Raw genomic sequence first — 22,569 nt, 5'->3', positions numbered from 1 at the left:
GGACCGGGCGCTGACCAGCGAACGGTCCGGTTCGGCTTGTCGAGATCGAACCCTGTCGTGTGTGAACTGTCGTGAACGATGCCGCCACCGGGACGATCCGGGCAGCGCGCGGCCAGGAAGGTGAGGTGCCCTCGTGGAGGACGACATCGTGCTGTCGGCGCCGCTGTTCGCCGGGCTCGACCCGGAGGCGTCCGAGGCGCTCGTGGCGACGATGAAGGCGATCGACTTCGCCCGAGGCGACGCCTTGTTCCACGAGGGGGAGCCCGGCGACCGGCTCTACGTCGTGCGCGAGGGCAAGATCAAGCTGGGCCGACGCTCCAACGACGGGCGCGAGAACCTGCTGGCCGTCCTCGGCCCCGGCGAGATGTTCGGCGAGCTCAGCCTGTTCGACCCGGGCCCCCGCACCGCGACCGCGACCGTCGTCGCCGACGCCGTCGTGCTCGAGCTCGGGCACGGCGACCTCATCCGCTGGCTGCAGGACAAGCCCACGGTCGCGCAGCACCTGCTCCAGGCGCTCGCCCGCCGGCTGCGCCGCACCAACGAGGCGCTGGCCGACCTGGTGTTCTCCGACGTCCCCGGTCGCGTCGCCAAGGCGCTGCTCGACCTGTCGACCCGCTTCGGCGAGAAGGTCGACGAGGGCATCCGCGTCGCCCACGACCTCACGCAGGAGGAGCTCGCGCAGCTGGTCGGCGCATCGCGCGAGACCGTGAACAAGGCGCTCGCCGACTTCGCGGCCCGCGGCTGGGTGCGCCGCGAGGGCCGCGCGGTCGTGCTGCTCGACGTCGAGCGCCTGGAGCGCCGGGCCCGCTGAGGGCCTGACCTCAGGCCAGCTCGACGACGATCTCGACCTCGACGGGCGAGTCCATCGGCAGGACGGCGACGCCGACGGCCGAGCGCGCGTGCACGCCCGCGTCCCCCAGGACCTGGTGCAGCAGCAGGCTCGCGCCGTTGACGACAGCGGGCTGCGCGGTGAACGCCGGGTCGCTTGCGACGAAGCCGACCACCTTGGTCACGTGCACGATGCGGTCGAGCGCGTCCGCGCCCTGGGGACCGCCCTCGGCCGCGATCACGGCGGCGACGGCCGCGAGCGCGTTCAGCGCCGAGATCCGGGCGTAGCCGGCCGCGCTCTCCGGGTCGATCAGCCCGGCGCCCACCCCGACCTTGCCGGTGGCGACCAGCGCGCCCGCGACGAACGGCAGCTGCCCGGACGTGTAGACGTAGTCGCCCGACCGGACGGCGGGCACGTAGGCCGCGACGGGCAGGGCCACCTCCGGGAGCTCGAGCCCGAGCTCCGCGAGGCGCGCGGCGGCACCCATCAGGACTCCTTGGGCCGCTTGAGGTAGGCCACCAGGCCGGCGTCCGGTCCCTGGATCACCTGGACGAGCTCCCAGCCGTCGGCGCCCCACTGGTCGAGGATCGCCTTGGTGGCGTGAATGATGAGCGGAATCGTCGCGTACTCCCACTGCGTAGCCATGGGAGTCACCCTAGCGGGGGCGCCCGGCGGGTCGGAGCGCTCTCACGGCCCGTCGACGCCGTCGGACCCGACCAGCTCGGCCCGCCAGGACCGCACCTCGGGCCGGCGTCGCAGCAGCGCCCGGCGCTCGCGCTCGGTCATCCCGCCCCAGACCCCGAAGTCCATGCGGTTGTCCAGCGCGTCGGCCAGGCAGGCGAGCCGCACGGGGCAGCTGGTGCACACCGCGCGGGCCTCGCGCTGGGCAGCCCCCTCGACGAAGAGCGCGTCGGGCGCCAGCTTGCCCTTCCCGCACGCCGCGAGCGCAGTCCAGTGCGCGTCCTGCACGAGTGTGGTCACTCATCCTCCTGAGCACGCCGACGGGGCGTGCCGTGGCAACCGCACCCGAGTCCTGCCCGGAAACTAGCGTCCGGACAGGCATCCTGGCGAGACTCCGTTCGGGTCATATCGTCAGATGGACGCCTGACCGAGTCAGAGCGGGTGCAGGCAGGCATGTGCAGGTCCCGTGCAGGTCACGGTGTCAGCGCCCGATCCGCGCGGGAGGTGACAGGGGCGCCTACTACCCTGACGGCATGCCGAACCCTGCGCGCCGGCGCGGCCGACAGGTCAACGTCTTCCAGGCGTTGGCCCTTCTTCTGACGTTCGCCCTCGTGGCGGGCGTCGGTGGGGTCCTCGCCGCCGGTCTCGTCCTGCCCGGAGTCGCCGCCGCCAACGGCGTGACCGACCTGACGGTGACCGCCTTCGACGACCTGCCGACGGAGCTCAACGAGGCGACCCTGCCGGAGAAGTCGGAGATCCGGGCCGCCGACGGCCAGCTCCTCGCGACGTTCTTCGTGCAGAACCGCGTCGTCGTGCCGCTGACGGAGATCTCGCCGATGCTGCAGCACGCGGTGATCGCGACCGAGGACAAGCGGTTCTACCAGCACGCGGGCGTCGACCCGACCGGCATGCTCCGTGCGTTCGTCCGGAACCAGACGGACGACGGCGGCGGCCAGGAGGGCGCCTCGACGCTCACCCAGCAGTACATCAAGAACGTCCTCATCGACGAGGCGCTCTCCAAGGACACCGAGGCCGAGCGGCTCGCGGCGCTGCAGGCCGCCCGCGGCGCCAGCGGGACCGAGGGCTACGCGCGCAAGCTGCGCGAGGCCAAGCTCGCCATCGCGCTCGAGAAGCGCGACACCAAGGACCAGATCCTCGAGAAGTACCTCAACATCGCGCCGTTCGGCGCCTCGGTCTACGGGGCCGAGTCGGCGGCGCAGTACTACTTCGGCAAGCCGGCCAAGGACCTCACGTACCTCGAGGCTGCCACGATCGCGGGCATCACGCAGAGCCCGACCAAGTGGGACCCGGTGCTGCACCCGGATGCCTCGCAGGAGCGCCGCAACCGTGTGCTGCTGCTCATGAACCAGCAGGGCTTCATCACCGACGCGGAGTACGAGGCCGGCCGCGCGACCCCGCTGGCGGCCACCCTGAACGTGCACGCGCTCAAGCAGGGCTGCGCCGCGGCGGGCGACGTCATCGCCGGGTCCGGCTACTTCTGCGACTACGTCACCAAGGTCATCGCCAACGACCAGGCCTTCGGCGCGACGAAGGCCGAGCGCATCGCGCTGCTCTACCGCGGCGGGCTCACCATCACCACCACGCTGGACCCGCGGCTGCAGACGCTCGCGGACACCGAGGTGAAGAACGGGATCCCGGTCGACGACCCCTCGGGCGTCTCCAGCGCGATCGTCACGGTCGAGCCCGGCACGGGCAAGATCCTGTCGATGGCGCAGAACCGCATCTACGCCGCGGCGGCCGCGCCGGGGACCCGCGAGGAGTCCGTCAACTTCAACACCGACTCCGCGTACGGCGGGTCCGGCGGGTTCGCCCCCGGCTCCACGTTCAAGCCGTTCACGCTGCTCGAGTGGCTCAAGCAGGGCCACAGCCTCTACGAGCAGGTCAACGGCTCGGTGCGGCCGCTCAACGAGAACATGTTCACCACGTGCGGCCAGAAGGGCCCGAACGTGTCCTGGACGCCCGGCAACTCCGAGCCGGGCTCCGGCACGATGACCGTGCTCAACGCGACCATGAACTCGGTCAACCTGGCGTACCTGACGATGGCCAGCCAGCTGGACATGTGCAACATCATGCAGGACGCCCAGGACCTCGGGATGCACACCGCGAAGGTCAAGGCGGATGGCACGACGACCCCGTCGGTCAACCCGTCGAACGTCATCGGCACCGACTCCGTGGCGCCGCTGTCCATGGCGGCCGCGTTCGCGACCTTCGCCTCGGGCGGCACCTACTGCACCCCGATCGCGATCACCAGCGTCAAGGACGCCAACGGCGCCGAGCTGCCGATCCCGTCGGCCGGCTGCAAGCCGGCGATCGAGCCGAAGTACGCCAACACCGTGAACTTCGCGCTGAGCAACGTCTGGAAGGGCACCGCGGAGAAGGTCGGCGCCCCGCCGTTCCCGTCCGCGGGCAAGACGGGCACCACGAGCCACAACGAGGACACGTGGTTCGTCGGCTACACGCCGCTCATGGCGACGGCCGTGTGGGTGGGCTACAAGGAGGCCCCGCGGCCGGTGCAGAACGTCTACATCGCCGGCAAGTTCGTCAAGTACGCCTTCGGCTCGTCCATCGCCGCGCCCACCTGGAAGCGGTTCATGGTCCAGGCGCTCGACGGTGCCGCCAACCCGGGCTTCGCCGCGCCGGACGACAAGCTCGTCTTCGGCGAGAAGATCCCGATCCCGTCCGTCGTCGGCAAGTCCGAGGGCGACGCCCGCTCGATCCTCAAGGGCGCCGGGTTCAACGTCGTCACCGACCCGACCCAGGTCGGCTCGCCGTACCCGGCCGGGGCCGTCGCGTCGCAGAGCCCGTCCGGCACCGCCACGCGCGGCACGGCGATCACGCTGACGATCTCCAACGGCCAGCCGGTCGCACCCGTGGTCGACCCGAACCAGCCCGGCCCGGGCGGCGGCGGCGGGCCCGGCGGCGGTGGGCCTGGCGGGAACGGACCCGGCGGCGGTGGCGGTGGCGGCGGTAAAGGCAACGGGTGATGGGCTCGTCCAGCACCGGCGCCTCGCTCGCCCGCACCGCCGGCGCCCTCGCGCTGGCGGGCGCGGGTGCGCTCGCGTACGCCTCGCTGGTCGAGGTGCGCTGGTACACGCTGCGTGAGGTCACCGTGCCGGTGCTCCCCGCCGGCCAGGACCCGCTGCGGATCCTGCACATCTCCGACCTGCACCTGACGCCCGGCCAGCGCAAGAAGGTCGACTGGGTGCGCGACCTGGCGTCCCTCGACCCCCACCTGGTGGTCGACACGGGCGACAACTGGGCGCATCTCGACGCCATGCCGGCGCTGCTGGAGGCCCTGGAGCCGCACCTCGCGGTCCCGGGCGCGTTCGTGCTCGGCTCCAACGACTACGTCGCGCCGATGCCCAAGAACCCCGCGCGCTACCTCCTGCCCGACGCCCGCCTGACGCACCCTGTCCGGCCCCCGGAGCTGCCGTGGCGCGAGCTCACCGAGCGGTTCCGGTCGGCCGGCTGGATCGACCTCACCAACCGTCGGGACGTGGTCAAGGTCGACGGCCGGGTCCTGTCGCTCGTCGGCACCGACGACGCCCACCTGGACCGCGACCGCTTCCCGGCGGCGGGCGGCGACGACGACGCGCGCACCGGCTCGACGCCCGTGGACCTGCACCTCGGCATCACCCACGCGCCGTACCGCCGCGTGCTCGACGCCATGCACGCCGACGACGTCGACCTGGCCATCGCCGGGCACACGCACGGCGGGCAGCTCGCGCTGCCGTTCTGGGGCGCGCTGGTGACCAACTGCGACCTCGACACCCGCCGCGCGAAGGGCCTGCACGGCTGGCCCGGGCCGCGCCCCGACCAGCCCGGCGGCGCGGGATCGACCTGGATGCACGTGTCGGCGGGGCTCGGCACCTCGCCGTACGCGCCCGTGCGGTTCGCGTGCCGGCCGGAAGCGACGCTCCTCACGCTCGGGGCGGCCTGATCCGGTTTCGTCGCACGGGTGGTCGTCGGCTATCCTTACCAGGCTCCACGGGGTGTGGCGCAGCTTGGTAGCGCGCTTCGTTCGGGACGAAGAGGTCGTGGGTTCGAATCCCGCCACCCCGACACAAGAGAAAGGCCCCTGATCAGCAGATCTGCTGATCAGGGGCCTTTCTCGTGCCGTCAGCCGCGGGGGCCCAGGAAGGCCGCGTCCCCGTCGCTGGTGCGGATCCGCACGTGCGTGGACGCCGTGGGGTCGGTCGGTCCCTCGACGATCTGCCTGCCGTCCGAGGCGGAGATGTCCAGCGCGACGGGCTCCCCGGTCCCGTACACCGTGACGTCGCCGTCGCTGGCGTGCGCGTCGACGTCGCCCTGGACGTCCGCGATCTCCACGCGCCCGTCGCTCGACCGGGCGGTGACCGAGCCCGAAACGCCCGACACCGTCACGGCGCCGTCGGCCGAGCTGACCGTGACGGAGCCGCGGACGTCGCTCACGTCGGTGCTGCCGTCGGACGCGCGGACGGTGACGTCCCCGTCGATGTCGGAGATCCTCGAGTCACCGTCGCTGGCGCGGACGTCGAGCGGACCGCGCAGTGCCGTCGCGTCGACCGGGCCGTCGCTGGCGCGGACCACCACGGCGGTGCCGTCGGGGACCGTCACGTCGAGCGAGGCCGAGCAGAAGCCGGGTCGCCACGACTCGCACCGGTAGCTGACCGTCAGGCGGTCGCCGGCCTGGGCTGCGGTGTAGCGCGCCGGGGTGAGCATCGTGCGCTTGGTGCGCTCGACCTCGACGCGGTCGCCGCCGGTGGTCACCGTGACGTGGCCGTCGGCGATCAGCTCCACCACGGGCGCGGCGGGGTAGGACGCGGTATGCGAGGTCGTCGTGGCGTCGTCGGACCCCAGGACGAGCAGGCTCAGGGCGCTGAACCCGGCGAAGAGGAGGAGGACCCCGCCCACGACGGCGCCTGTCCAGGTGAGGGCGCGGGCGGCCGGCGTGGGTGCGGGCGGCGGGGTGACGGGCGGACGGTCGAGCGTCGTGGTCATGAGCGGTCTCCCGGTTCGTGCTCCAGCCAGCGCAGCACGGCGAGCACGCGGCGGTGGTCGTCGGCGGCCTGCGGGAGGTCGAGCTTGGTCAGGATGGACGTCACGTGCTTCTCGACGGCCGGCAGGCCGATCACGAGACGGTCGGCGATGGCCGCGTTCGAGCGGCCTTCCGCCATGAGGCCGAGCACGTCCCGCTCGCGCGGGGTGAGGGTCTCGAGGCCCGAGCGACGTGCCCGGGCGAGGATCTGGGCGACGACCTCGGGGTCGATCACGGTGCCGCCGCCGGCCACGCGGGCCAGGGCGTCGAGGAACTCGTCCACGTCCGCCACGCGGTCCTTGAGCACGTAGCCGAGGCCGCGGACGTCGCCGGCGAAGAGCTCGCGGGCGTACCGCTGCTCCACGTACTGCGACAGGACCAGCACGGGCAGCCGCTTGTGCAGGCTGCGCAGGTGCACGGCGGCCCGCAGGCCCTCGTCGGTGTGCGACGGCGGCATCCGCACGTCGGTCACCAGGAGGTCGGGCAGGTCGTCGGACGGCCCGAGCGCGGCGACGACGTCGTCGGCGGTGGTGTAGCCGGTGACCTCGTGCCCTTCCGCGACGAGCAGCCTGGTCAGGCCGTCGAGCAGCAGGACCGAGTCCTCGGCGATCACGATGCGCACGGCACCTCCACGGTGAGTCGGGTGCCGGCTCCGGCCGGGCTGTCCAGGTCGAAGGTGCCGTCCAGGGCGGCGACGCGGCTGCGCAGGCCGTCGAGCCCGCTGCCGGGCGTCGCGACCGCTCCCCCGCGTCCGTCGTCGGCGATGACGATGCGCAGGCGGTCCCCCGCGAGCACCGCGGTCACGGTGACCTCGTGGGCCTCGGCGTGCTTCGCGGCGTTGGTCAGGGCCTCGGCGACGACGAAGTAGGCGGCGGCCTGCGCCGACGTGCTCGCGCGGTTCAGCGACGGCGGGTCGGGCACGTCCACCCGCACGGGGACGGGGCTGCGGGCGGCGAGCGCCGAGAGGGCCGCGTCGAGGCCGCGGTCGGTGAGGACGGCCGGGTGGATGCCGCGGACCAGGTCGCGCAGCTCTGCCAGCGTCTCCTTCACCTCGCTGTGCGCGTGCTCGAGGGCCGCCGCGGCCACCGGGTCGCTCGACACCTTGCGCCGCGCCGCCCCGAGCTCGACCCCGAGCGCGACCAGGCGCTGCTGGGCACCGTCGTGCAGGTCGCGCTCGATGCGCCGGCGCTCCTCGTCGGCGGCACCGACGGCCGCGGTGCGCGTCTCGCGCAGCTGGACCGCCCGGCCCTCGGCCTGCACGGCGCGGACCTGCGCCTGGCGCGCGGCCTCGACGGCCTCGGCGCGCGGCGACGCCCCGAGCAGGGAGCGGCCGAGGCGCACGATGGCGAGCGACCCGGCCTGGGTGGCCAGGGCGGCGACCCAGGCACTCAGGGCCGCGGCCGGGACCATGAGCACCACCGGGAACGGCGGGTGGTCCAGCCCGTTCGTCAGGGCGACCACGGGGTAGACCAGGCAGCCGAGCGCGAACCCGCCGGCGACGGTCACGACGACGCTCTGGACCGTCAGCAGCAGCCCGGCGACCACGACGTACGCCACGTGCGCCCACGTCCGGCCGTCGGACAGGACCGCCCACCACGAGGCCCACGTCCCCTGGCGCCGCGGGTAGGTGGGCGTCGAGATCTCGACCCCGAGCTGGGCGCGCAGCCGGGCCCGCTCGAGCCGGGCGAACGGTCGGCAGGCCCACAGCGTCGCCACCAGCATCGGGATGCCGACGAACAGGACGACCAGGCTCAGCGAGAGCGACAGGGCGACCGTCAGGACGATGGCGGCGGCCAGCAGGACGAAGGAGCCGACGACGATCTGCGAGATCCCGCGCCAGGTGGCGACGGACACGGGGGCCGCGGCCAGGGCGCGCGGGTCCGCGAACGCGGGGGCGACGACGCGCAGGTCGTCGGACACGCTGCTCGGGGGCGTCGGGGAGGTCATGACAGTGACGCTAGGGGTCAGGGCGGCCGACCAGACAGCCTGACCACCCACGAGGGCGGGGTGGGGTTGCCCCTACCCCGCCGGGACTGGCCGGCCCTCGCGCGAGGACCGGCCCGTCCGTCGGTCGGGTCAGCCGATCGTGCAGGCCGCGCCGTTCAGGGTGAACGCCGTCGGGTTGGTGTTGGTCCCCGTGTGGGAGCCGTTGAACCCGATGTCGGTGCTCTGACCGGCCCCGAGCGTGCCGTTCCACGCCGCGTTCTTCGCGGTGACCGCCGTGCCGGACTGCGACCAGTCGGCGCTCCAGCCCTGGGTGACCTTCTGGCCGTTGGCGAACGAGAACCCGAGGGTCCAGCCGTTGATCGCCGTCGTGCCGGTGTTGGTCACCTTGACGGAGGCAGTGAAGCCCGTGTTCCAGCTGCTCGCGGTGTAGGCCACCTTGCAGGAGCTGGTCGACGTCGTGGACTTCGTGGTCACCGAGAGGGCCGACGACGCGGCGGAGATGTTCCCCGCGACGTCCCGTGCCCGGACGGTGTACTGGTACGCCGTCGCCGCCGTGAGGCCGCTGTCGGTGTACGACGCGGTGGTCGGCGAGCCGACCTTCGTCGTGCCCCGGTAGACGTCGTACCCGGCGAGGCCCGAGCCGCCCGTGTCCGTGGACGCGGTCCACGTGAGGGCGACGCTGGTCTCCGTGACGGTCGTCGCGACGAGGCCCGAGGGCACCGACGGGGCGGTCGTGTCCTGCGTGGTGCCCGGCAGGGTCGTCACCGCCAGGGCGCTCGACGCCGCGGAGATGTTCCCCGCCACGTCCTTCGCCCGCACGGTGTACGAGTACGCCGTCGCGGCCGTGAGACCCGTGTCGGAGTACGACGTCGTCGTGGTGGAGCCGACCTTCGTCGTGCCCCGGTAGACGTCGTACCCGGCCAGGCCGGAGCCGCCCGAGTTGTCGGTCGACGCCGCCCAGGACAGCGTGAGGCTGTTCTGGCTGACCGCGCTCGCGGCGAGGCCCGTGGGGACGCTCGGCGCGGTCGTGTCGGTCGGCGTGGCCTTCGTCGTGACGGGCAGGGCCGACGACGCCGCGGACACGTTGCCCGCCACGTCCTTCGCGCGGACCGTGTACGAGTAGGCGGTCGAGGCCGTCAGGCCGGTGTCGGTGAACGACGTGGTGGTCGAGGAGCCGACCTTCGTCGAGCCGCGGTAGACGTCGTACCCGGCGACGCCGGAGCCGCCGGTGTTGTCCGTCGAGGCCGTCCACGAGATCGTGGCCGACGTGGCGGTGGTGGTGCCGGCGAGCAGGCCCGTCGGGACGCTCGGGGCGACCGTGTCGACCGGCGGGGGCGTGGTGCCCTCGAACAGCCGCGAGTAGTCACCGAGCGCGGCCGCGATGGCCGTCTGCGCCCAGAACCGGTGGAACGACAGCGTCGGTGCGACGCCCGTGGCCAGGGCGGTCTCGACCTTCGACCACTGCGGGTCGTTCTTGTACCAGGTGCGGATGTCGAGGAAGGAGACGCCGGGCTTGATGGTGTCGCCGTTCGGCATCTTGCCCGTCCAGCCCGCCGGCACGTAGACCCCGTTGCCGCCGGGGACGTACGTGTCGTCGAACCGAAGGAAGTCCGCGCGGGTCTCGGGCGTCGTGATGCCGATCGGGTCCTGGTTCGACGCCCAGATGGCGTCGAGCAGCGCCTTGGCCTTGTCGCGCGACGCGGTGTCGCCGGACTTGGCGGCGTAGAACAGCAGCGCGCGGGCGGTGTCGCCGGCGACGCCGACGTCCTGGCCGTAGCTCTTGACCGCGACGGACAGCCCGCTGTTGGAGCCCGGCGTGGTCTTGTTCCAGGTGTCCGGCTTGCCGGTCCAGGTCAGCTCCGAGGGCACCTTCCAGTTCGCCCCGTCCGTGCCGATGTTGGCGACGACCCAGGGGACCCACTTGTCGAGGATCTTCTTGGCCTGCGCGTTGCCCGAGGCGTAGTACAGCTCCGCCACGCGCTGGACACCCCACGCCTGCATGCCGAACCACTGGTTCGACGGCGGGTCGTTGTAGACCGGCGCCTCCGTGTACGCCATGCCGTAGAACGTCGGCGTCCCGCTCGGGGGCGTCGCGTAGGCGCCGTCCCAGCTGTTCGTCGCGCCGCCGGCGATGCCGCCCTGCGGCGACTGCAGCCACGTGTAGAACTCGAGCTGACGCTCGAGCGACGTCGACCAGTCGGTCTTGGCGGTCGGCGACTTGGGCGTCAGTGCCGCGTCGTTCGACAGCACCCAGGCCGTCAGCGGGTTCTGGTACCCGAAGTGCGCGTGCGACGAGCCGATGCGCCAGGCCCAGCCGGCCGACGAGTCGAGCGCGCCGCCCCAGGCGTAGTACCAGGACAGCAGGTAGTGCTCGCTGCTCTTGCCGGACCCCGCGGGGCACGACGGCGACGTGCAGCCGATCGTCTTGAAGTACTTGTCGAACAGCGAGTACCGCAGGTAGTCGCCCATCTTGGCGGCCTTCGCCACCGTGCCGGCGACGTCCGCCTGCTTGCCCTGCGCCGTGGCCCACTGGTTGGCCCAGTAGACGGCCTCGATCGCGCGCGCGTCGGCGTCCGGGGCGTTGGTGTACTTCCACTGCTTCGCGTACGACGAGTCCTTGGTGAACAGGTCGAGGAAGCCGTTGGGGCCGCCGTACTTGAACTCCTCGCACGACGGCTGCGGGATGGTCTCCCAGACCGACTCCTGGGGGCCGCGCTGGAAGGTGTTGATGTAGGACGTGCCGGTCGCGGTCGGGCCGAGCTCGCAGCCCGCACCCGGGGTCGCGCCGAACCCGTACTTGTTGTCGACGTCCGCCAGCCAGTGCATGCCGTAGACGTCCGCGGTGCCGTAGGTGGACTTGAGCTCGGCTCCGATCGGGTCGCTGCCGGACGTCACGCCGCTCTGCAGCTGCGACGGGTAGCTGCTCGGGTGGTTGAACTCCGAGGCGTAGGTGGCCGGGCTGGCCGGGTTGTAGAACGAGTTGGTCGGCTGGTCCGCGGCCGTCGGGATCATGTACTTCTCGAGGGTGTCCCACGCGTGGTTCAGCGGCGCCCAGTCCTGCGTGACCTGGCCGTACAGCGCCTCGAGCCAGACCCAGTACGAGTACGCCTCGGACGTCGTCTCGTGGCCGTAGTCCGGCGCCTCGACGATGAGGGTCTCCACCGAGTGGTACGGGATGCCCTGCGGGCTGAAGTAGCCGTTCGCGGGGTCCTTGATCTTGTTGTACTGCGCGAGGAACCGCTGGGCGTACTCGCCGGTGGGTGCGGCAGCGGCGGCCGCCGCCCGGATCGGCGCGGTGGCCGGGACGTTCGCGGCCATCGCGGGCTGGATCCCGCAGATGGCCAGCAGCGATGCTGCGCCGAGCGTGGCCGTGGCCACCCAGGCAGATCGCCGTCGGGTCGATGAGGACATCATTCGTACCTTTCTGGCTGTCGGGCGCGCCGCAGCATCGCGGGCACGGCCCGGCGCCCCGCACGCGGGCGTGCGGGGCGTGGACGGAGGTGCACCGTCGGTGCCGGCGCGACCCGCAACGGTGCGGGTCCCCGGGCAGACGGCGGTCGGGTCGGCGCCCACTGTCCGGCCGCGCACAGGCGGCGTCCAGACTCCTAAACGCTTCGGTGGGAGCGCGACCACGTGGGGCGGCACCGCCCGACGCACCTCACGACCAGCGGAACAGGCGCGACGCCACCGGGACGCCGACCGCCGCCCAGGCGGCCATCACCAGCAGCGAGGTCGTCGGGAACGGCTGCCCGTACCAGGCCGCGGCGAGTGCCTGGCTGCCGGCGCCGAGCGGCGTGAAGCCGGAGATCGTCTGGATGACCTCGGGCATCAGCGGCAGGGGCAACCACACGCCGGCGAAGAACAGCGAGGTGAAGTACAGGCTCATCCCCCACCCGGTGGCGGCGCCCGCGGTGGGCGCCACGGCGGCGATGACGGCACCGACCGCGAACGCGGCGAGCACGGTGAGCACGAGCGCGAGGAGCAGCACGAGCGGTTCCGCGGGTGCGGCGACGCCGACCACGGTCGCCCCGAGGACGTACATGAGGACGGCGGCGACCAGCAGCGCACCCAGGTTCACCAGCAGCTGGGCGACGAGGATCCGCGACGGCGGGACGGGCGTGGTGGACAGGCGCTTGAGCACGCCGCGCGCGCGATACCCGGCGATGATCGTCGGGAAGGTGGACAGGGCGACCGTCGCGACCGCCAGCGCCAGGACCGTCGGCGCGTACCCGGTGATGCCGTTGACCTGCGACAGGATCGGGTCCTTGGCGTCGAACGGGAGGTCCGCCCAGGGCATGACGAGGCCGAGGACGGTGAGCAGCACGGCGGGGAACAGGATTGCGAAGAACGCCCCCGACGGCTCCCGGACGAACAGCCGGGACTCGACGGCGGTGAGCCGGGTCAGTGCGCTGGTGCTCATGATCGGACCTCTCTTCTTGTCGGTCAGGCCGTCGTGAGTGCGACGAAGGCGTCCTCGAGCGAGGTCTGCTCGAGGCGAAGGCGCTCGGGCCGGATCCCGTGCTGGGCGAGCGCGACGAGCACGTCCTGGACCACGTTGTCGCGGCCGCGGACCTCGACCTCGCCGCCGCGCTCGGTCAGCGCGCCGAGGCCGTCGAGGAGACCGACCGGCACGGGGGTCGACGGACGGAACCGCAGCACCTGCTCGGCGGTCGCCCGCGCCACGAGCTCGCCCGGCGTGCCCGTCGCGACCACCCGGCCCGCGTCGATGAGGGCGATGCGGTCGCAGAGACGCTCCGCCTCCTCCATGAGGTGCGTGACGAGCACGATGGTGACGCCGCGGGCGCGGACGCGCTCCACCACCTCCCAGGTGTCGCGGCGGGCGTGCGGGTCGAGGCCCGTCGTGAGCTCGTCGAGGATCGCGACCTGTGGGTTGCCGACGAGCGCGAGCGCGACCGACACCCGCTGCTTCTGGCCGCCCGACAGCTGGTCGAAGCGGGCTGCCGACCGGTCCGTCAGGCCGAGCTCGTCGAGGAGCGCCGCGGGGTCTGCCGGGTCCGGGTAGAACGACGCGTACAGGTCGAGCGCCTCGCGGACCGTGATCTTCGGCTGGAGCTGGCTCTCCTGGAGCTGGAGGCCGACCACCTCCCGGAGGCGGCCGCGGTCGCGCACGGGGTCGAGGCCGAGCACCTGGACGGTGCCCGCGTCGGCGGTCCGGAGGCCCCCGATGATCTCGACGGTGGTCGTCTTCCCGGCGCCGTTGCGACCCAGGACGCCGAAGATCTCGCCGCGGTGGACCTCGAGGCTCACGTCGTCGACCGCGACCGTGTCGCCGTAGCGCTTGTGCAGGTGCTCGACCTGGATGACGGGCATGGCGGTCCTCCGGAGGGTGTGCTCGACCGCGGGAGCGGCGCAGGGCCGGTCCCGGGGGTGGTGGACGGGGTCAGAAGGTGCGCGTGGGCACGGCGGCGCCGCGCGTCAGGCGGTCGAACGCGAACGCCATCGCGGCCGCGATCAGGACGGTCGCCGCGGTGGCGACCAGGAGGGGCTGCCCACCGCCGAGCCACTCGGCCGTGGAGAACGGGCCGGTGTCCTGCGAGAACAGCGCGGAGACGACGAAGACCGGTCCGGCTGTCAGGGGCAGCGCGAGCGTGCCCCACCAGCCGCCGACGCGCTGGTACGTCATGAAGACCAGCAGGCCGGAGATGTAGGCGACCCCGAACGTCAGGCCGCTGGCGACGAGGAACGCGTTCGAGTCGGCCGCGTACGGCACGAGGTCCCCGAGGACCTCCCACCTCCAGCCCAGCGCGTCGAACACCGTGCGCTCGGTCAGCAGCAGCCCGTCGAACACCACGGCGTAGACCGCCCCCATCACGACGGCGGCGACGAGCGTGCCCAGGGAGAGCGCGCGGCGGGTCAGACCGGCGGCGACGTGCACCGGCAGGTACGCGGCCGTCACGGCGATGAACATCGAGAACGGGAACCAGAGGGCGGCCTGCCGGCTGAAGGCGACGACGCTGTGCTCCGGAGCGTCGAACCGGCTGATGATGACGATCGCCGTGGTCAGGACCACGGCGGCGATCCCCCAGAACCAGGCCGCCAGGTGGAGGTGGAGGTTCAGCATCCAGCCCGCGGTGGCGCGGACGGTGCGTCGGGGTGGCGCGGTGGGCAGGTCGATGCTCATGGCGCCACCTCCGTGGTCGCTCGTTCGGTCAGGTGCACGAACAGGTCCTGCAGGGCCACCGGGCCGAGCTCGAGCCCGGCCGCACGCGCTCGCTCGCGGTCGTCGGGCAGCGCGCCCACCAGGGTGGCCTGGGCGGTGCGGCCCAGGTGCTGCCGGGCGACCACCTGCCGGTCCGCGACGAACGCCGCGACGCTCTCGGCCGGGCCGGTGACCGTGAACCCGCTCGAGCGCAGCGTGTCGGCGTCGGCGACCGTGAGCACCGTCCCGCGGTCGAGCACCACGACGTCCTCGAGCAGCCTCTCGATCTCGCCGATCAGGTGGCTCGAGAGCACGATCGTGCGCGGGTGCTCGACCCAGTCGGCCAGCAAGGCGTCGTAGAACGCGTACCGCGACGGCGCGTCCATGCCCAGGTGAACCTCGTCGAGCAGCGTCAGCGGGGCCCGGCAGGCGATGCCGAGGACCACGCCGAAGGCCGACTGCTTGCCGCGCGAGAGCTTGCGGGGGTGCCGCGCCGGGTCGAGCTCGAAGGTGTCGAGCAGTGCTCCCGCCAGGTCGCGGTCGAAGTGCGGCCGGCGGTCCGCGACGAAGCTCATCGTCTCCCGGAGCGGCCGGTCGGGCAGCACGTCGCCACTCTCGCGGATCAGGCACGTCCCGGCCATCACGCGCTCGTTCTCCCACGGGTCCTCGCCGTCGACCAGCAGCGTGCCGGACGTCCTGCGCCGGAAGGCCGCGACGATCGACAGGGCGGTCGTCTTGCCCGAGCCGTTGCGCCCGAGTAGCCCCGTGATCACGCCGGGACGGATCGTGAAGGTCGCCGTGTCCAGCGCGGTCGTCGACCCGTACCGGACCGCCAGGTCGCGCACCTCGACGCCGAAGCCGCTCATCGGGATCCCTCCTGGAGGCGCCGGATGATCTCGTCCGGCTCGATGCCGAGCACCCGCGCCTGCTCGAGCACCGGGTCGACCACGTCGGCGAAGAAGCTCCGCCGACGCTCGGCCAGGAGCTTCTCCCGGGCACCCTCGGCGACGAACATGCCGATGCCGCGCCGCTTGTAGAGGACGCCCTCGTCGACCAGCTCGGTGAACGCCTTCGCGGCGGTCGCGGGGTTGATGCGGAAGGTCGTCGCGTACTGCGTCGTGGACATGACCTGCTCCTCCGCGCTCAGCGCGCCCGACAGGACGTCGGCGCGGATCTGGTCGGCGATCTGCACGTACAGGGGGTCACGCCCGTCGAACATCGCGCGACTCCTTCCTTGGTTCATTACATGACCAACTAACCATAGAACCCCGCTGGCGACAACCCCCGGACGCAGCAACGTCCGCACTCGTGCGGGCCGGAGCCCCCTCGAGTGCGGACGTTGCGCGGTGGGGTCAGACGGTGGTGAGGCGCTGCGCCGCGACCAGCTCGGCGATCTGCACCGCGTTCAGCGCGGCACCCTTGCGGAGGTTGTCGTTGCTGATGAAGAGCGCCAGCCCGCGGCCGCCCTCGACGCCTTCGTCCTGGCGCAGGCGGCCGACGAACGACGGGTCCTGACCGGCTGCCTCCAGCGGCGTCGGGACGTCGGTCAGCTGGACGCCCGGGGCGTCGGCCAGCAGCTCGGCGGCACGCTCCGGGCTCAGCGGACGCTCGAACTCCGCGTTGATCGACAGCGAGTGGCCCGTGAAGACGGGCACGCGCACGCAGGTGCCGGACACCAGCAGGCCGGGGATGTCGAGGATCTTGCGCGACTCGTGCCGGAGCTTCTGCTCCTCGTCGGTCTCGTTCAGCCCGTCGTCGACGATCGAACCGGCCAGCGGGATGACGTCGAACGCGATCGGCCGGACGTACTTCACCGGGGCGGGCAGCGTCACGGCGGACCCGTCGTGCACCAGCGCGAGCGTGTCCTGCTCGACGGCGGCGCGGATCTGGCTGTCGAGCTCGTCGGCACCCGCGAGACCCGACCCTGACACGGCCTGGTAAGTCGAGACGACCAGTCGCTTGAGGCCGGCCTCGTCGTGCAGCACCTTGAGCACCGGCATCGCGGCCATGGTCGTGCAGTTCGGGTTGGCGATGATGCCCTTGACGGCGCCGGACAGGGCGCCGGGGTTCACCTCGGAGACGATGAGCGGGACCTCCGGGTCGCGACGCCACGCCGAGGAGTTGTCGATGACGAGCGCGCCCGCCGCGGCGAACCGCGGGGCGTGCACCTTCGAGGCCGCGCCGCCGGCGGAGAACAGGGCGACGTCGATGCCCGACAGGTCCTCGGTCTCGACGTCCTCGACGACGACGTCCGCGCCCTTCCACGGCAGCGTCGTGCCCGCGGAGCGCGCGGACGCGAAGTAGCGGATCGAGGCGACCGGGAAGTCGCGCTCCTCGAGCAGGCGGCGCATGACGCCGCCGACCTGGCCGGTCGCGCCGACCACCGCGATGTTCAGTCCCATGGCCCTACCGCCCCGTCCCGCCGTACACGACGGCCTCGTCTTCCGTGGAGTCCAGGTCGAACGCCGTGTGCACCGCGCGGACCGCCTCGTCGAGCGAGTCGGCCCGGGTGACCACGGAGATGCGGATCTCCGACGTCGAGATCATCTCGATGTTGATGCCGGCGTCCGACAGCGCGGCGAAGAACCGCGCGGAGACGCCGGGGTGCGACTTCATGCCCGCGCCGATGAGCGAGAGCTTGCCGATGGTGTCGTCGTACTGCAGCGACGCGAAGCCGATGTCCGGCTGGTGCTCGGTCAGCGCCGCCGTGCCCGCCGCACCGTCCGTCGCCGGCAGCGTGAACGAGATGTCGGTCAGGCCCGTGGCCGCGACCGACACGTTCTGCACGATCATGTCGATGTTGACGCCGGCCCCGGCGACGACCTCGAAGATGCGCGCGGCCTTGCCGGGCACGTCGGGGACGCCCACGACCGTGATCTTGGCCTCGCTGCGGTCGTGCGCGACGCCGGCGATGATCGGCTGCTCCACGGTCTCTCCCTCGTCTGCAGGCTGGTCGGTCACCAGCGTGCCCTTGTGTGTGCTGAACGACGAACGCACGTGGATCGGTACCCCGTAGCGCCGGGCGTACTCCACGCAGCGCAGGACCAGCACCTTGGCGCCGCTGGCCGCGAGCTCGAGCATCTCGTCGTAGCTGACCCGGTCGAGCTTGCGCGCGTTGGGCACGATGCGCGGGTCCGCCGTGAACACGCCGTCCACGTCGGTGTAAATCTCGCAGACGTCGGCCTTGAGCGACGCCGCGAGCGCGACGGCCGTGGTGTCCGAGCCGCCCCGGCCGAGCGTCGTGACGTCGTTGGTCGACGGGTTGACGCCCTGGAAGCCGGCGACGATGGCGACCGAGCCCCTCGCGACCGTGTCCCGGATCCGGCTGGGTGAGACGTCGATGATCCGCGCCTTGCCGTACGCCTCGTCGGTGATCACGCCGGCCTGCTGCCCGGTGAACGACTTCGCGTCGACACCGAGGTTGTGGATCGCCATCGCCAGCAGCGACATCGAGATGCGCTCGCCGGCGGTCAGCAGGATGTCCATCTCGCGCTGGGGGGGCAGCGGGGTCACCTGGCGCGCGAGGTCGATGAGCTCGTCCGTCGTGTCGCCCATCGCGCTCACGACGACCACCACGTCGTGGCCGGCGCGCTTGGCCTCGGCCACCCGCTTCGCCACGCGCTTGATGCTGCTGGCGTCGGCGACGGACGAACCGCCGTACTTCTGCACGATCAGGGCCACGGGAGAGCTCTTTCGCGGGCTCGGGACAGGACCGGGCGAGTGTACGGCCGTGCCCACCAGGTGGGCATCGAGTTTCAGATGCCGGATCGTCGCGGCTCAGCCTCCACAACTCTCGCACAGACTTCGCGGGCCGAACGCGCCCGTCAGGGCCCCGAGCGGACCTAGGTTGTCGCCATGTCGAGCACCGTCGATGACGACGCCGCCGTCCCACCCCCGGCTCCGCTCAGCCCGCCGGGTGACGGCATCGTCGTGCACGGGCTGCACCGCGCCTTCGGGACCGTCACGGCACTCGACGGCGTCGAGCTGACCGCGCGCGCCGGAGCGGTGACCGCGCTCGTCGGCCCCAACGGCTCGGGCAAGACGACGCTGCTCCTCGTGCTCGCCGGCCTGCTCGTGCCGGACGCCGGAGCGGTGACTGTCGCGGGTCACGACCCTGTCACCCACGGCGCGGAGGCCCGCGCGCGCACGGGCTGGATGCCGGACACGTTTGGGACGTGGGACTCGCTGACCGCCCGTGAGGTGCTGCTGACGTTCGCCGCCGCGTACCGCCTGGCCCCCGCGACGGCGTCCCGGCGCGTGACCGAGCTCCTCGCCACGGTGCACCTCACCGAGTACGCCGACCGCCCCGCGAGCGTGCTCTCCCGCGGCCAGAAGCAGCGCCTCGGCCTGGCGCGCGCCCTGGTGCACGGCCCGGCCGTCCTGCTCCTCGACGAGCCGGCGAGCGGGCTCGACCCGCGCTCACGCGTCGACCTGCGGATCCTGCTGCGCCGGCTTGCCGACGAGGGCCGCACGGTGCTCGTGTCCAGCCACGTGCTCTCCGAGCTGGACGAGATGGCCGACGACGCGGTCTTCCTCTCGAAGGGCCGCACGGTCGTCCCGGTCACCGACGCGTCACCGACCCGCGCGTGGCACGTCCGCGCCCTCTCGCACGAGGCGCTCACCACGTGGCTGACCAGCACGGGCGCCGCCTGGCGACCCGACGAGGCACCGGTCTCGCCCACCGGCGCGGGCGGCGTGCTGCTCGAGCTCGACGGCGAGGAGGGCGCCGCGCGTCTGGTCCGCGACGCCGTCGCCGCGGGCGTGCCCCTGGTGTCCCTGGTCCCCGCCGGCGGGGCGCTCGAACAGGCCTACCTGACCCTCGAGGAGGAGCGGCGATGACGCTGTCCGAGGTCGAGCTCGAGCACGAGCCCTCGACGACGCCCCCACGGTCGCCGCGGTCTGCCACCTGGGGGCTGACCTGGCACGGCGTCCGCACGGTCGCCGTCCTCGAGCTCCGGCAGCGCGTGCGCTCGACCCGGTGGGTCGTGGCGCTCATCGTCTGGTTCGTCGTCGTCGGCGGAATCACGCTGCTCACGTCCGGCGCGCTCACCAACCTCTCCCCCGGCGGCTCGTCGGGCCGGAGCTCGCAGGGGCCGCTGCTGTTCGGCGCGGTGACGTTCCTGGTGCTCGGGCTCGGCCTGCTGGTGACGCCGACGCTCGCCTCGACGGGGATCAACGGAGACCGCAACGCAGGCACCCTGGCCACGCTGCAGGTCACGCTCCTGACGCCTGCCGAGATCGCGGCCGGCAAGCTCCTCGCGGCCTGGGCGGCCGCGTGCGCCTTCCTCGTCGCGAGCATCCCGTTCTTCGCCATCGCGCTGGCGACAGGGGACACCCCCGGGACGGCCCTGCTGCGTGTCGTGGTCGTGGTCGCCGTCATCCTGGCGGCGGTCTGCGGGATCGGGCTCGGGTTCTCCGCGCTGACCACCCGCACGGCAGGTTCGACCGTGCTGACCTTCCTCACCGTCGCCGCGCTCGCCCTGCTGACCCCGGTGCTGTTCGGGCTGACGTACCCGTCCATCTCCACCCAGCAGGAGGTCGAGGTTTACACGGTCCCGCTCGACTGGAACGGCGCGTCGAACCCCCAGTGCGAGGTCCGCGTCGAGGAGCGCACCGTCGCCCGCACCGAGCGCACCTGGTGGCTGCTCGGCCTCAACCCGTTCGTCGTCGTGGCCGACGCGGCCGGCACCGCCGAGCACGCCGACCCGTCGGACAACGGCAACGACCCTCTCGGGGCCATCCGGGACGGCGTCCGCGAGCTCCGTGCCGGCCCCGACACCCCGCTGCAGGAGTGCTGGACGAGCTCGTCGGTCGACACCACGCCTCGTACCGTTTCCCGGGCGCCCGTCTGGCCCTGGGGGCTTGCCGTGAACGTGCTGCTCGGCGCCGCCGGGTTCGTGGTCGCCGTCCGCCGGCTCCGCATCCCCACCGACAAGCTCGCCCGCGGCACGCGCGTCGCCTGAGGTCAGGGCCGGAGCCTCGGGTTACGGCTGCAGGGCGTCGTACTCCGCCTCTGCGGCGACGTCGTCCTCCACGTCCAGCCGCAGGTGGGCCAGCATCGTCTGCAGGGTCCGGAGCACGCTCGACGCGCGCTCGCCCCAGAACGACAGGTAGGAGAACTGCCACCACCACAGGGCCTCGAGCACCCCGCCGGTCTCGTAGTGCCGCAGGCCCTGGGCCAGCGCCCCGGCGATGGCGACGAGGTCGCCCGACACGCTGGCCGGCTGGACGTCGACACCCAGCAGCGGGTCGACCACCTCGGCGTACTCGTCGATGCCCTCGAACACGTTGGCCAGGTTGGCGCGCAGCGGCTCGACGTCGGGGTCGGGGCCGAGGTCCGGCTCGAACCGTTCCGTCGGGACCACGTCCGTCGTCGCGCCCAGGCGGGCGCCGGCGGCGAGCATGTCGCTGACCGCGAGGAGCAGCAGCGGCAGCGACGCGTCCGGGTTCGAGCCCGATGCCACCTCGGTGATCGTCGTCAGGTAGCTGCGGGCCTCGGTCGCGACCGCGCTCGCGATGTCCCGGAGGTCGGCGTCGGCCGGTGTGCTCATCTGCATCCCCTACGCGCTGATCCGTCGACGGCCCTCGAACGCCCGCCCGAGCGTGACCTCGTCGGCGTACTCCAGGTCCCCGCCCACCGGGAGTCCCGACGCCAGCCTGCTGACCGTCAGGCCCATCGGGACGAGCAGGCGGGCGAGGTAGGTGGCCGTCGCCTCGCCCTCGACGTTCGGGTCCGTGGCCAGGATGACCTCGGTGACCGTGCCGTCCGCGAGCCGCGTCATCAGCGGCGCGATGCGCAGGTCGTCCGGGCCCACGCCCGCGATCGGGTTGATGGCGCCGCCGAGCACGTGGTACTTGCCGCGGAACTCACGGGTGCGCTCGATGGCGACGACGTCCTTGGGCTCCTCGACCACGCAGATGGTCAGCGGCGAGCGGCGCGGGTCCCGGCAGATCCGGCACTGCGGTTCCTGCGCGACGTTGCCGCAGATCTCGCAGAACCGGACGCGCAGCTTGACCTCGGTGAGCGCGTCGGCCAGCCGCCGGACGTCCGCCGGGTCCGCCGACAGCAGGTGGAACGCGATCCGCTGGGCGCTCTTGGGACCGACTCCGGGCAACCGCCCGAGCTCGTCGATCAGGTCCTGGACCGCGCCCTCGTACACGACCGCCAGCCTACGTGGTCGCGGCCACCGACCGGTCGGACGCCGGGCCGTCCGTCGCCACCAGCTCGACCTCGAAGCCCTGCCCGTCCTCGAGGTAGGCGGCGTAGTGGTCCGGGCCGCCCGCGAACGGGTGGCGGTCCGCGAACAGGAGCGACCAGCCGCGGTTCGGGGCCTCCTCGACGAGCGCGTCGAGCTCGGAGCGTGCGCCGGCCCGGAAGGCGACGTGGTTGAGCCCTGGCCGCAAGCGGTCGTGCGCCGCCGACGCCACGTCGGGGCCCGACTCGAGCACCACGTACGGTCCCGTCGCCCGGGCCCAGCTCACGCCGGCGGGCCACCGGTCGCGCACCGTGTAGCCCAGCTCCGTCAGCAACCAGCCCCAGCTCACCTCCGCCGCGGCCAGGTCCGCCACCCAGATCTCGAGGTGGTGGAGGCCGCCGCGCGGCTCAGCCGTCACGACGAGCCGTCGTCGACGGGAGGTCCGCGGCGCGACCAGCGGTCACGACGAGCCGTCGTCCAGCTGCTCGTCGATGACGGTCCCGCCGAGCATCTGCGCGACCAGGGGCGCGCCGATGAGGCTCGACGTGGTGATGTCGGGGTCGTCCGGTGACGGCTCGTCGGGCACGCCGGGGATCACGCGGGCCGCCGACTCGCGGGCGGCCGCCATCCCCCGCTCGCGAGCGGTGCCGGGCGCCGGGGCACCGGGGGCCTCCGGCGCGAGGTCGTGCGGCGGCGGCGCGGCCTCGCCGGGCTCGCC

The 22,569-nt window shown here is 72.7% G+C and carries 23 protein-coding genes and 1 tRNA gene; 6 read left to right on the top strand and 18 right to left on the bottom strand.

Going from position 1 to position 22,569, the window contains the following annotated elements; translation table 11 throughout:
- Positions 1-133 precede the first annotated feature (133 nt).
- Positions 134-811, top strand: coding sequence for a Crp/Fnr family transcriptional regulator (locus AC1DT4_RS06950; protein ID WP_477089047.1), 678 nt, complete (start codon positions 134-136; stop codon positions 809-811).
- Between the two features lie 10 nt (positions 812-821).
- Here AC1DT4_RS06950 and AC1DT4_RS06945 read toward each other — a convergent pair whose 3' ends face one another.
- The 3 genes from AC1DT4_RS06945 to AC1DT4_RS06935 are packed head-to-tail and all read right to left on the bottom strand — an operon-like array spanning position 822 to position 1,810.
- Positions 822-1,316, bottom strand: coding sequence for a RidA family protein (locus tag AC1DT4_RS06945; RefSeq protein WP_477089046.1), 495 nt, complete (start codon positions 1,314-1,316; stop codon positions 822-824).
- Positions 1,316-1,474, bottom strand: coding sequence for a DUF4177 domain-containing protein (locus AC1DT4_RS06940; RefSeq protein ID WP_146925896.1), 159 nt, complete (start codon positions 1,472-1,474; stop codon positions 1,316-1,318). Before AC1DT4_RS06940 ends, AC1DT4_RS06945 begins: the two co-directional genes overlap by 1 nt.
- A 42-nt stretch (positions 1,475-1,516) precedes the next feature.
- Complete coding sequence (locus AC1DT4_RS06935) at positions 1,517-1,810, bottom strand: WhiB family transcriptional regulator (protein WP_477089045.1); 294 nt, start codon at positions 1,808-1,810, stop codon at positions 1,517-1,519.
- A gap of 233 nt (positions 1,811-2,043) precedes the next feature.
- On the opposite strand from AC1DT4_RS06935, the gene AC1DT4_RS06930 reads away from it, so the two are divergent.
- From AC1DT4_RS06930 to AC1DT4_RS06920, 3 genes are all read left to right on the top strand, one after another.
- Positions 2,044-4,515 carry a penicillin-binding protein gene (locus AC1DT4_RS06930; RefSeq protein WP_477089044.1) on the top strand — a complete coding sequence of 824 codons (2,472 nt, stop codon included), beginning with the start codon at positions 2,044-2,046 and terminating at the stop codon, positions 4,513-4,515.
- Positions 4,515-5,471 carry a metallophosphoesterase gene (locus AC1DT4_RS06925; RefSeq protein ID WP_477089043.1) on the top strand — a complete coding sequence of 319 codons (957 nt, stop codon included), beginning with the start codon at positions 4,515-4,517 and terminating at the stop codon, positions 5,469-5,471. Before AC1DT4_RS06930 ends, AC1DT4_RS06925 begins: the two co-directional genes overlap by 1 nt.
- A 48-nt stretch (positions 5,472-5,519) precedes the next feature.
- Positions 5,520-5,593: transfer RNA gene (locus AC1DT4_RS06920), tRNA-Pro, on the top strand.
- Between the two features lie 57 nt (positions 5,594-5,650).
- Here AC1DT4_RS06920 and AC1DT4_RS06915 read toward each other — a convergent pair.
- The 11 genes from AC1DT4_RS06915 to AC1DT4_RS06865 all read right to left on the bottom strand — a co-directional run bounded on the left by AC1DT4_RS06915 (position 5,651) and on the right by AC1DT4_RS06865 (position 18,336).
- Positions 5,651-6,511 (bottom strand): DUF4097 family beta strand repeat-containing protein, encoded by an 861-nt coding sequence (locus AC1DT4_RS06915; protein ID WP_477089042.1) that lies wholly within the window; start codon positions 6,509-6,511, stop codon positions 5,651-5,653.
- The gene (locus AC1DT4_RS06910) at positions 6,508-7,170 is read right to left on the bottom strand and encodes a response regulator (protein WP_477089041.1); all 663 of its coding nucleotides are present in this window, start codon (positions 7,168-7,170) and stop codon (positions 6,508-6,510) included. Before AC1DT4_RS06910 ends, AC1DT4_RS06915 begins: the two co-directional genes overlap by 4 nt.
- Positions 7,158-8,495, bottom strand: a complete 1,338-nt coding sequence (locus AC1DT4_RS06905; protein WP_477089040.1) for a sensor histidine kinase — start codon at positions 8,493-8,495, stop codon at positions 7,158-7,160. The genes AC1DT4_RS06910 and AC1DT4_RS06905 overlap by 13 nt, the downstream gene beginning before the upstream one ends.
- Before the next feature lie 129 nt (positions 8,496-8,624).
- Complete coding sequence (locus tag AC1DT4_RS06900; RefSeq protein WP_477089039.1) at positions 8,625-11,906, bottom strand: glycoside hydrolase family 48 protein; 3,282 nt, start codon at positions 11,904-11,906, stop codon at positions 8,625-8,627.
- 247 nt (positions 11,907-12,153) lie between these two features.
- Entirely contained in the window at positions 12,154-12,915 is a 762-nt protein-coding gene (locus AC1DT4_RS06895) for an ABC transporter permease (protein WP_477089038.1), read from the bottom strand.
- 23 nt (positions 12,916-12,938) lie between these two features.
- Positions 12,939-13,826 (bottom strand): ABC transporter ATP-binding protein, encoded by an 888-nt coding sequence (locus tag AC1DT4_RS06890; protein ID WP_477089037.1) that lies wholly within the window; start codon positions 13,824-13,826, stop codon positions 12,939-12,941.
- A gap of 70 nt (positions 13,827-13,896) precedes the next feature.
- Positions 13,897-14,637: a hypothetical protein gene (locus AC1DT4_RS06885; protein WP_477089036.1), complete on the bottom strand. Its 741-nt coding sequence runs from the start codon at positions 14,635-14,637 to the stop codon at positions 13,897-13,899.
- A complete protein-coding gene (locus AC1DT4_RS06880) occupies positions 14,634-15,521 on the bottom strand; it encodes an ATP-binding cassette domain-containing protein (RefSeq protein WP_477089035.1) in 888 nt (295 codons plus the stop codon). Before AC1DT4_RS06880 ends, AC1DT4_RS06885 begins: the two co-directional genes overlap by 4 nt.
- Complete coding sequence (locus AC1DT4_RS06875) at positions 15,518-15,874, bottom strand: GntR family transcriptional regulator (RefSeq protein WP_477089034.1); 357 nt, start codon at positions 15,872-15,874, stop codon at positions 15,518-15,520. The genes AC1DT4_RS06880 and AC1DT4_RS06875 overlap by 4 nt, the downstream gene beginning before the upstream one ends.
- A 133-nt stretch (positions 15,875-16,007) precedes the next feature.
- A complete protein-coding gene (locus AC1DT4_RS06870; RefSeq protein WP_477089033.1) occupies positions 16,008-17,057 on the bottom strand; it encodes an aspartate-semialdehyde dehydrogenase in 1,050 nt (349 codons plus the stop codon).
- Positions 17,058-17,061: 4 nt separating this feature from the next.
- Positions 17,062-18,336: an aspartate kinase gene (locus AC1DT4_RS06865; RefSeq protein WP_477089032.1), complete on the bottom strand. Its 1,275-nt coding sequence runs from the start codon at positions 18,334-18,336 to the stop codon at positions 17,062-17,064.
- Between the two features lie 174 nt (positions 18,337-18,510).
- Here AC1DT4_RS06865 and AC1DT4_RS06860 point away from each other — a divergent pair, with 174 nt between their 5' ends.
- Both AC1DT4_RS06860 and AC1DT4_RS06855 read left to right on the top strand, forming a co-directional pair.
- Entirely contained in the window at positions 18,511-19,494 is a 984-nt protein-coding gene (locus AC1DT4_RS06860; RefSeq protein ID WP_477089031.1) for an ABC transporter ATP-binding protein, read from the top strand.
- Positions 19,491-20,618: an ABC transporter permease subunit gene (locus tag AC1DT4_RS06855; RefSeq protein WP_477089030.1), complete on the top strand. Its 1,128-nt coding sequence runs from the start codon at positions 19,491-19,493 to the stop codon at positions 20,616-20,618. Before AC1DT4_RS06860 ends, AC1DT4_RS06855 begins: the two co-directional genes overlap by 4 nt.
- Positions 20,619-20,639: 21 nt before the next feature.
- Here AC1DT4_RS06855 and AC1DT4_RS06850 read toward each other — a convergent pair whose 3' ends face one another.
- The 4 genes from AC1DT4_RS06850 to AC1DT4_RS06835 all read right to left on the bottom strand — a co-directional run.
- Positions 20,640-21,206: a DUF5063 domain-containing protein gene (locus tag AC1DT4_RS06850; RefSeq protein WP_477089029.1), complete on the bottom strand. Its 567-nt coding sequence runs from the start codon at positions 21,204-21,206 to the stop codon at positions 20,640-20,642.
- Positions 21,207-21,215: 9 nt separating this feature from the next.
- Positions 21,216-21,815, bottom strand: a complete 600-nt coding sequence (gene recR, locus AC1DT4_RS06845) for a recombination mediator RecR (protein ID WP_477089028.1) — start codon at positions 21,813-21,815, stop codon at positions 21,216-21,218.
- A gap of 10 nt (positions 21,816-21,825) precedes the next feature.
- Entirely contained in the window at positions 21,826-22,269 is a 444-nt protein-coding gene (locus AC1DT4_RS06840) for a VOC family protein (protein ID WP_477089027.1), read from the bottom strand.
- 42 nt (positions 22,270-22,311) lie between these two features.
- The coding region (locus AC1DT4_RS06835; RefSeq protein ID WP_477089026.1) for a hypothetical protein at positions 22,312-22,569 on the bottom strand (258 nt) is incomplete at its 5' end.

The sequence above is a fragment of the Cellulomonas sp. P4_D11 genome (genome assembly GCF_056401915.1).
Note: the sequence above shows the minus strand (reverse complement) of the source record. Positions and strands in the feature narration are given on the sequence as shown.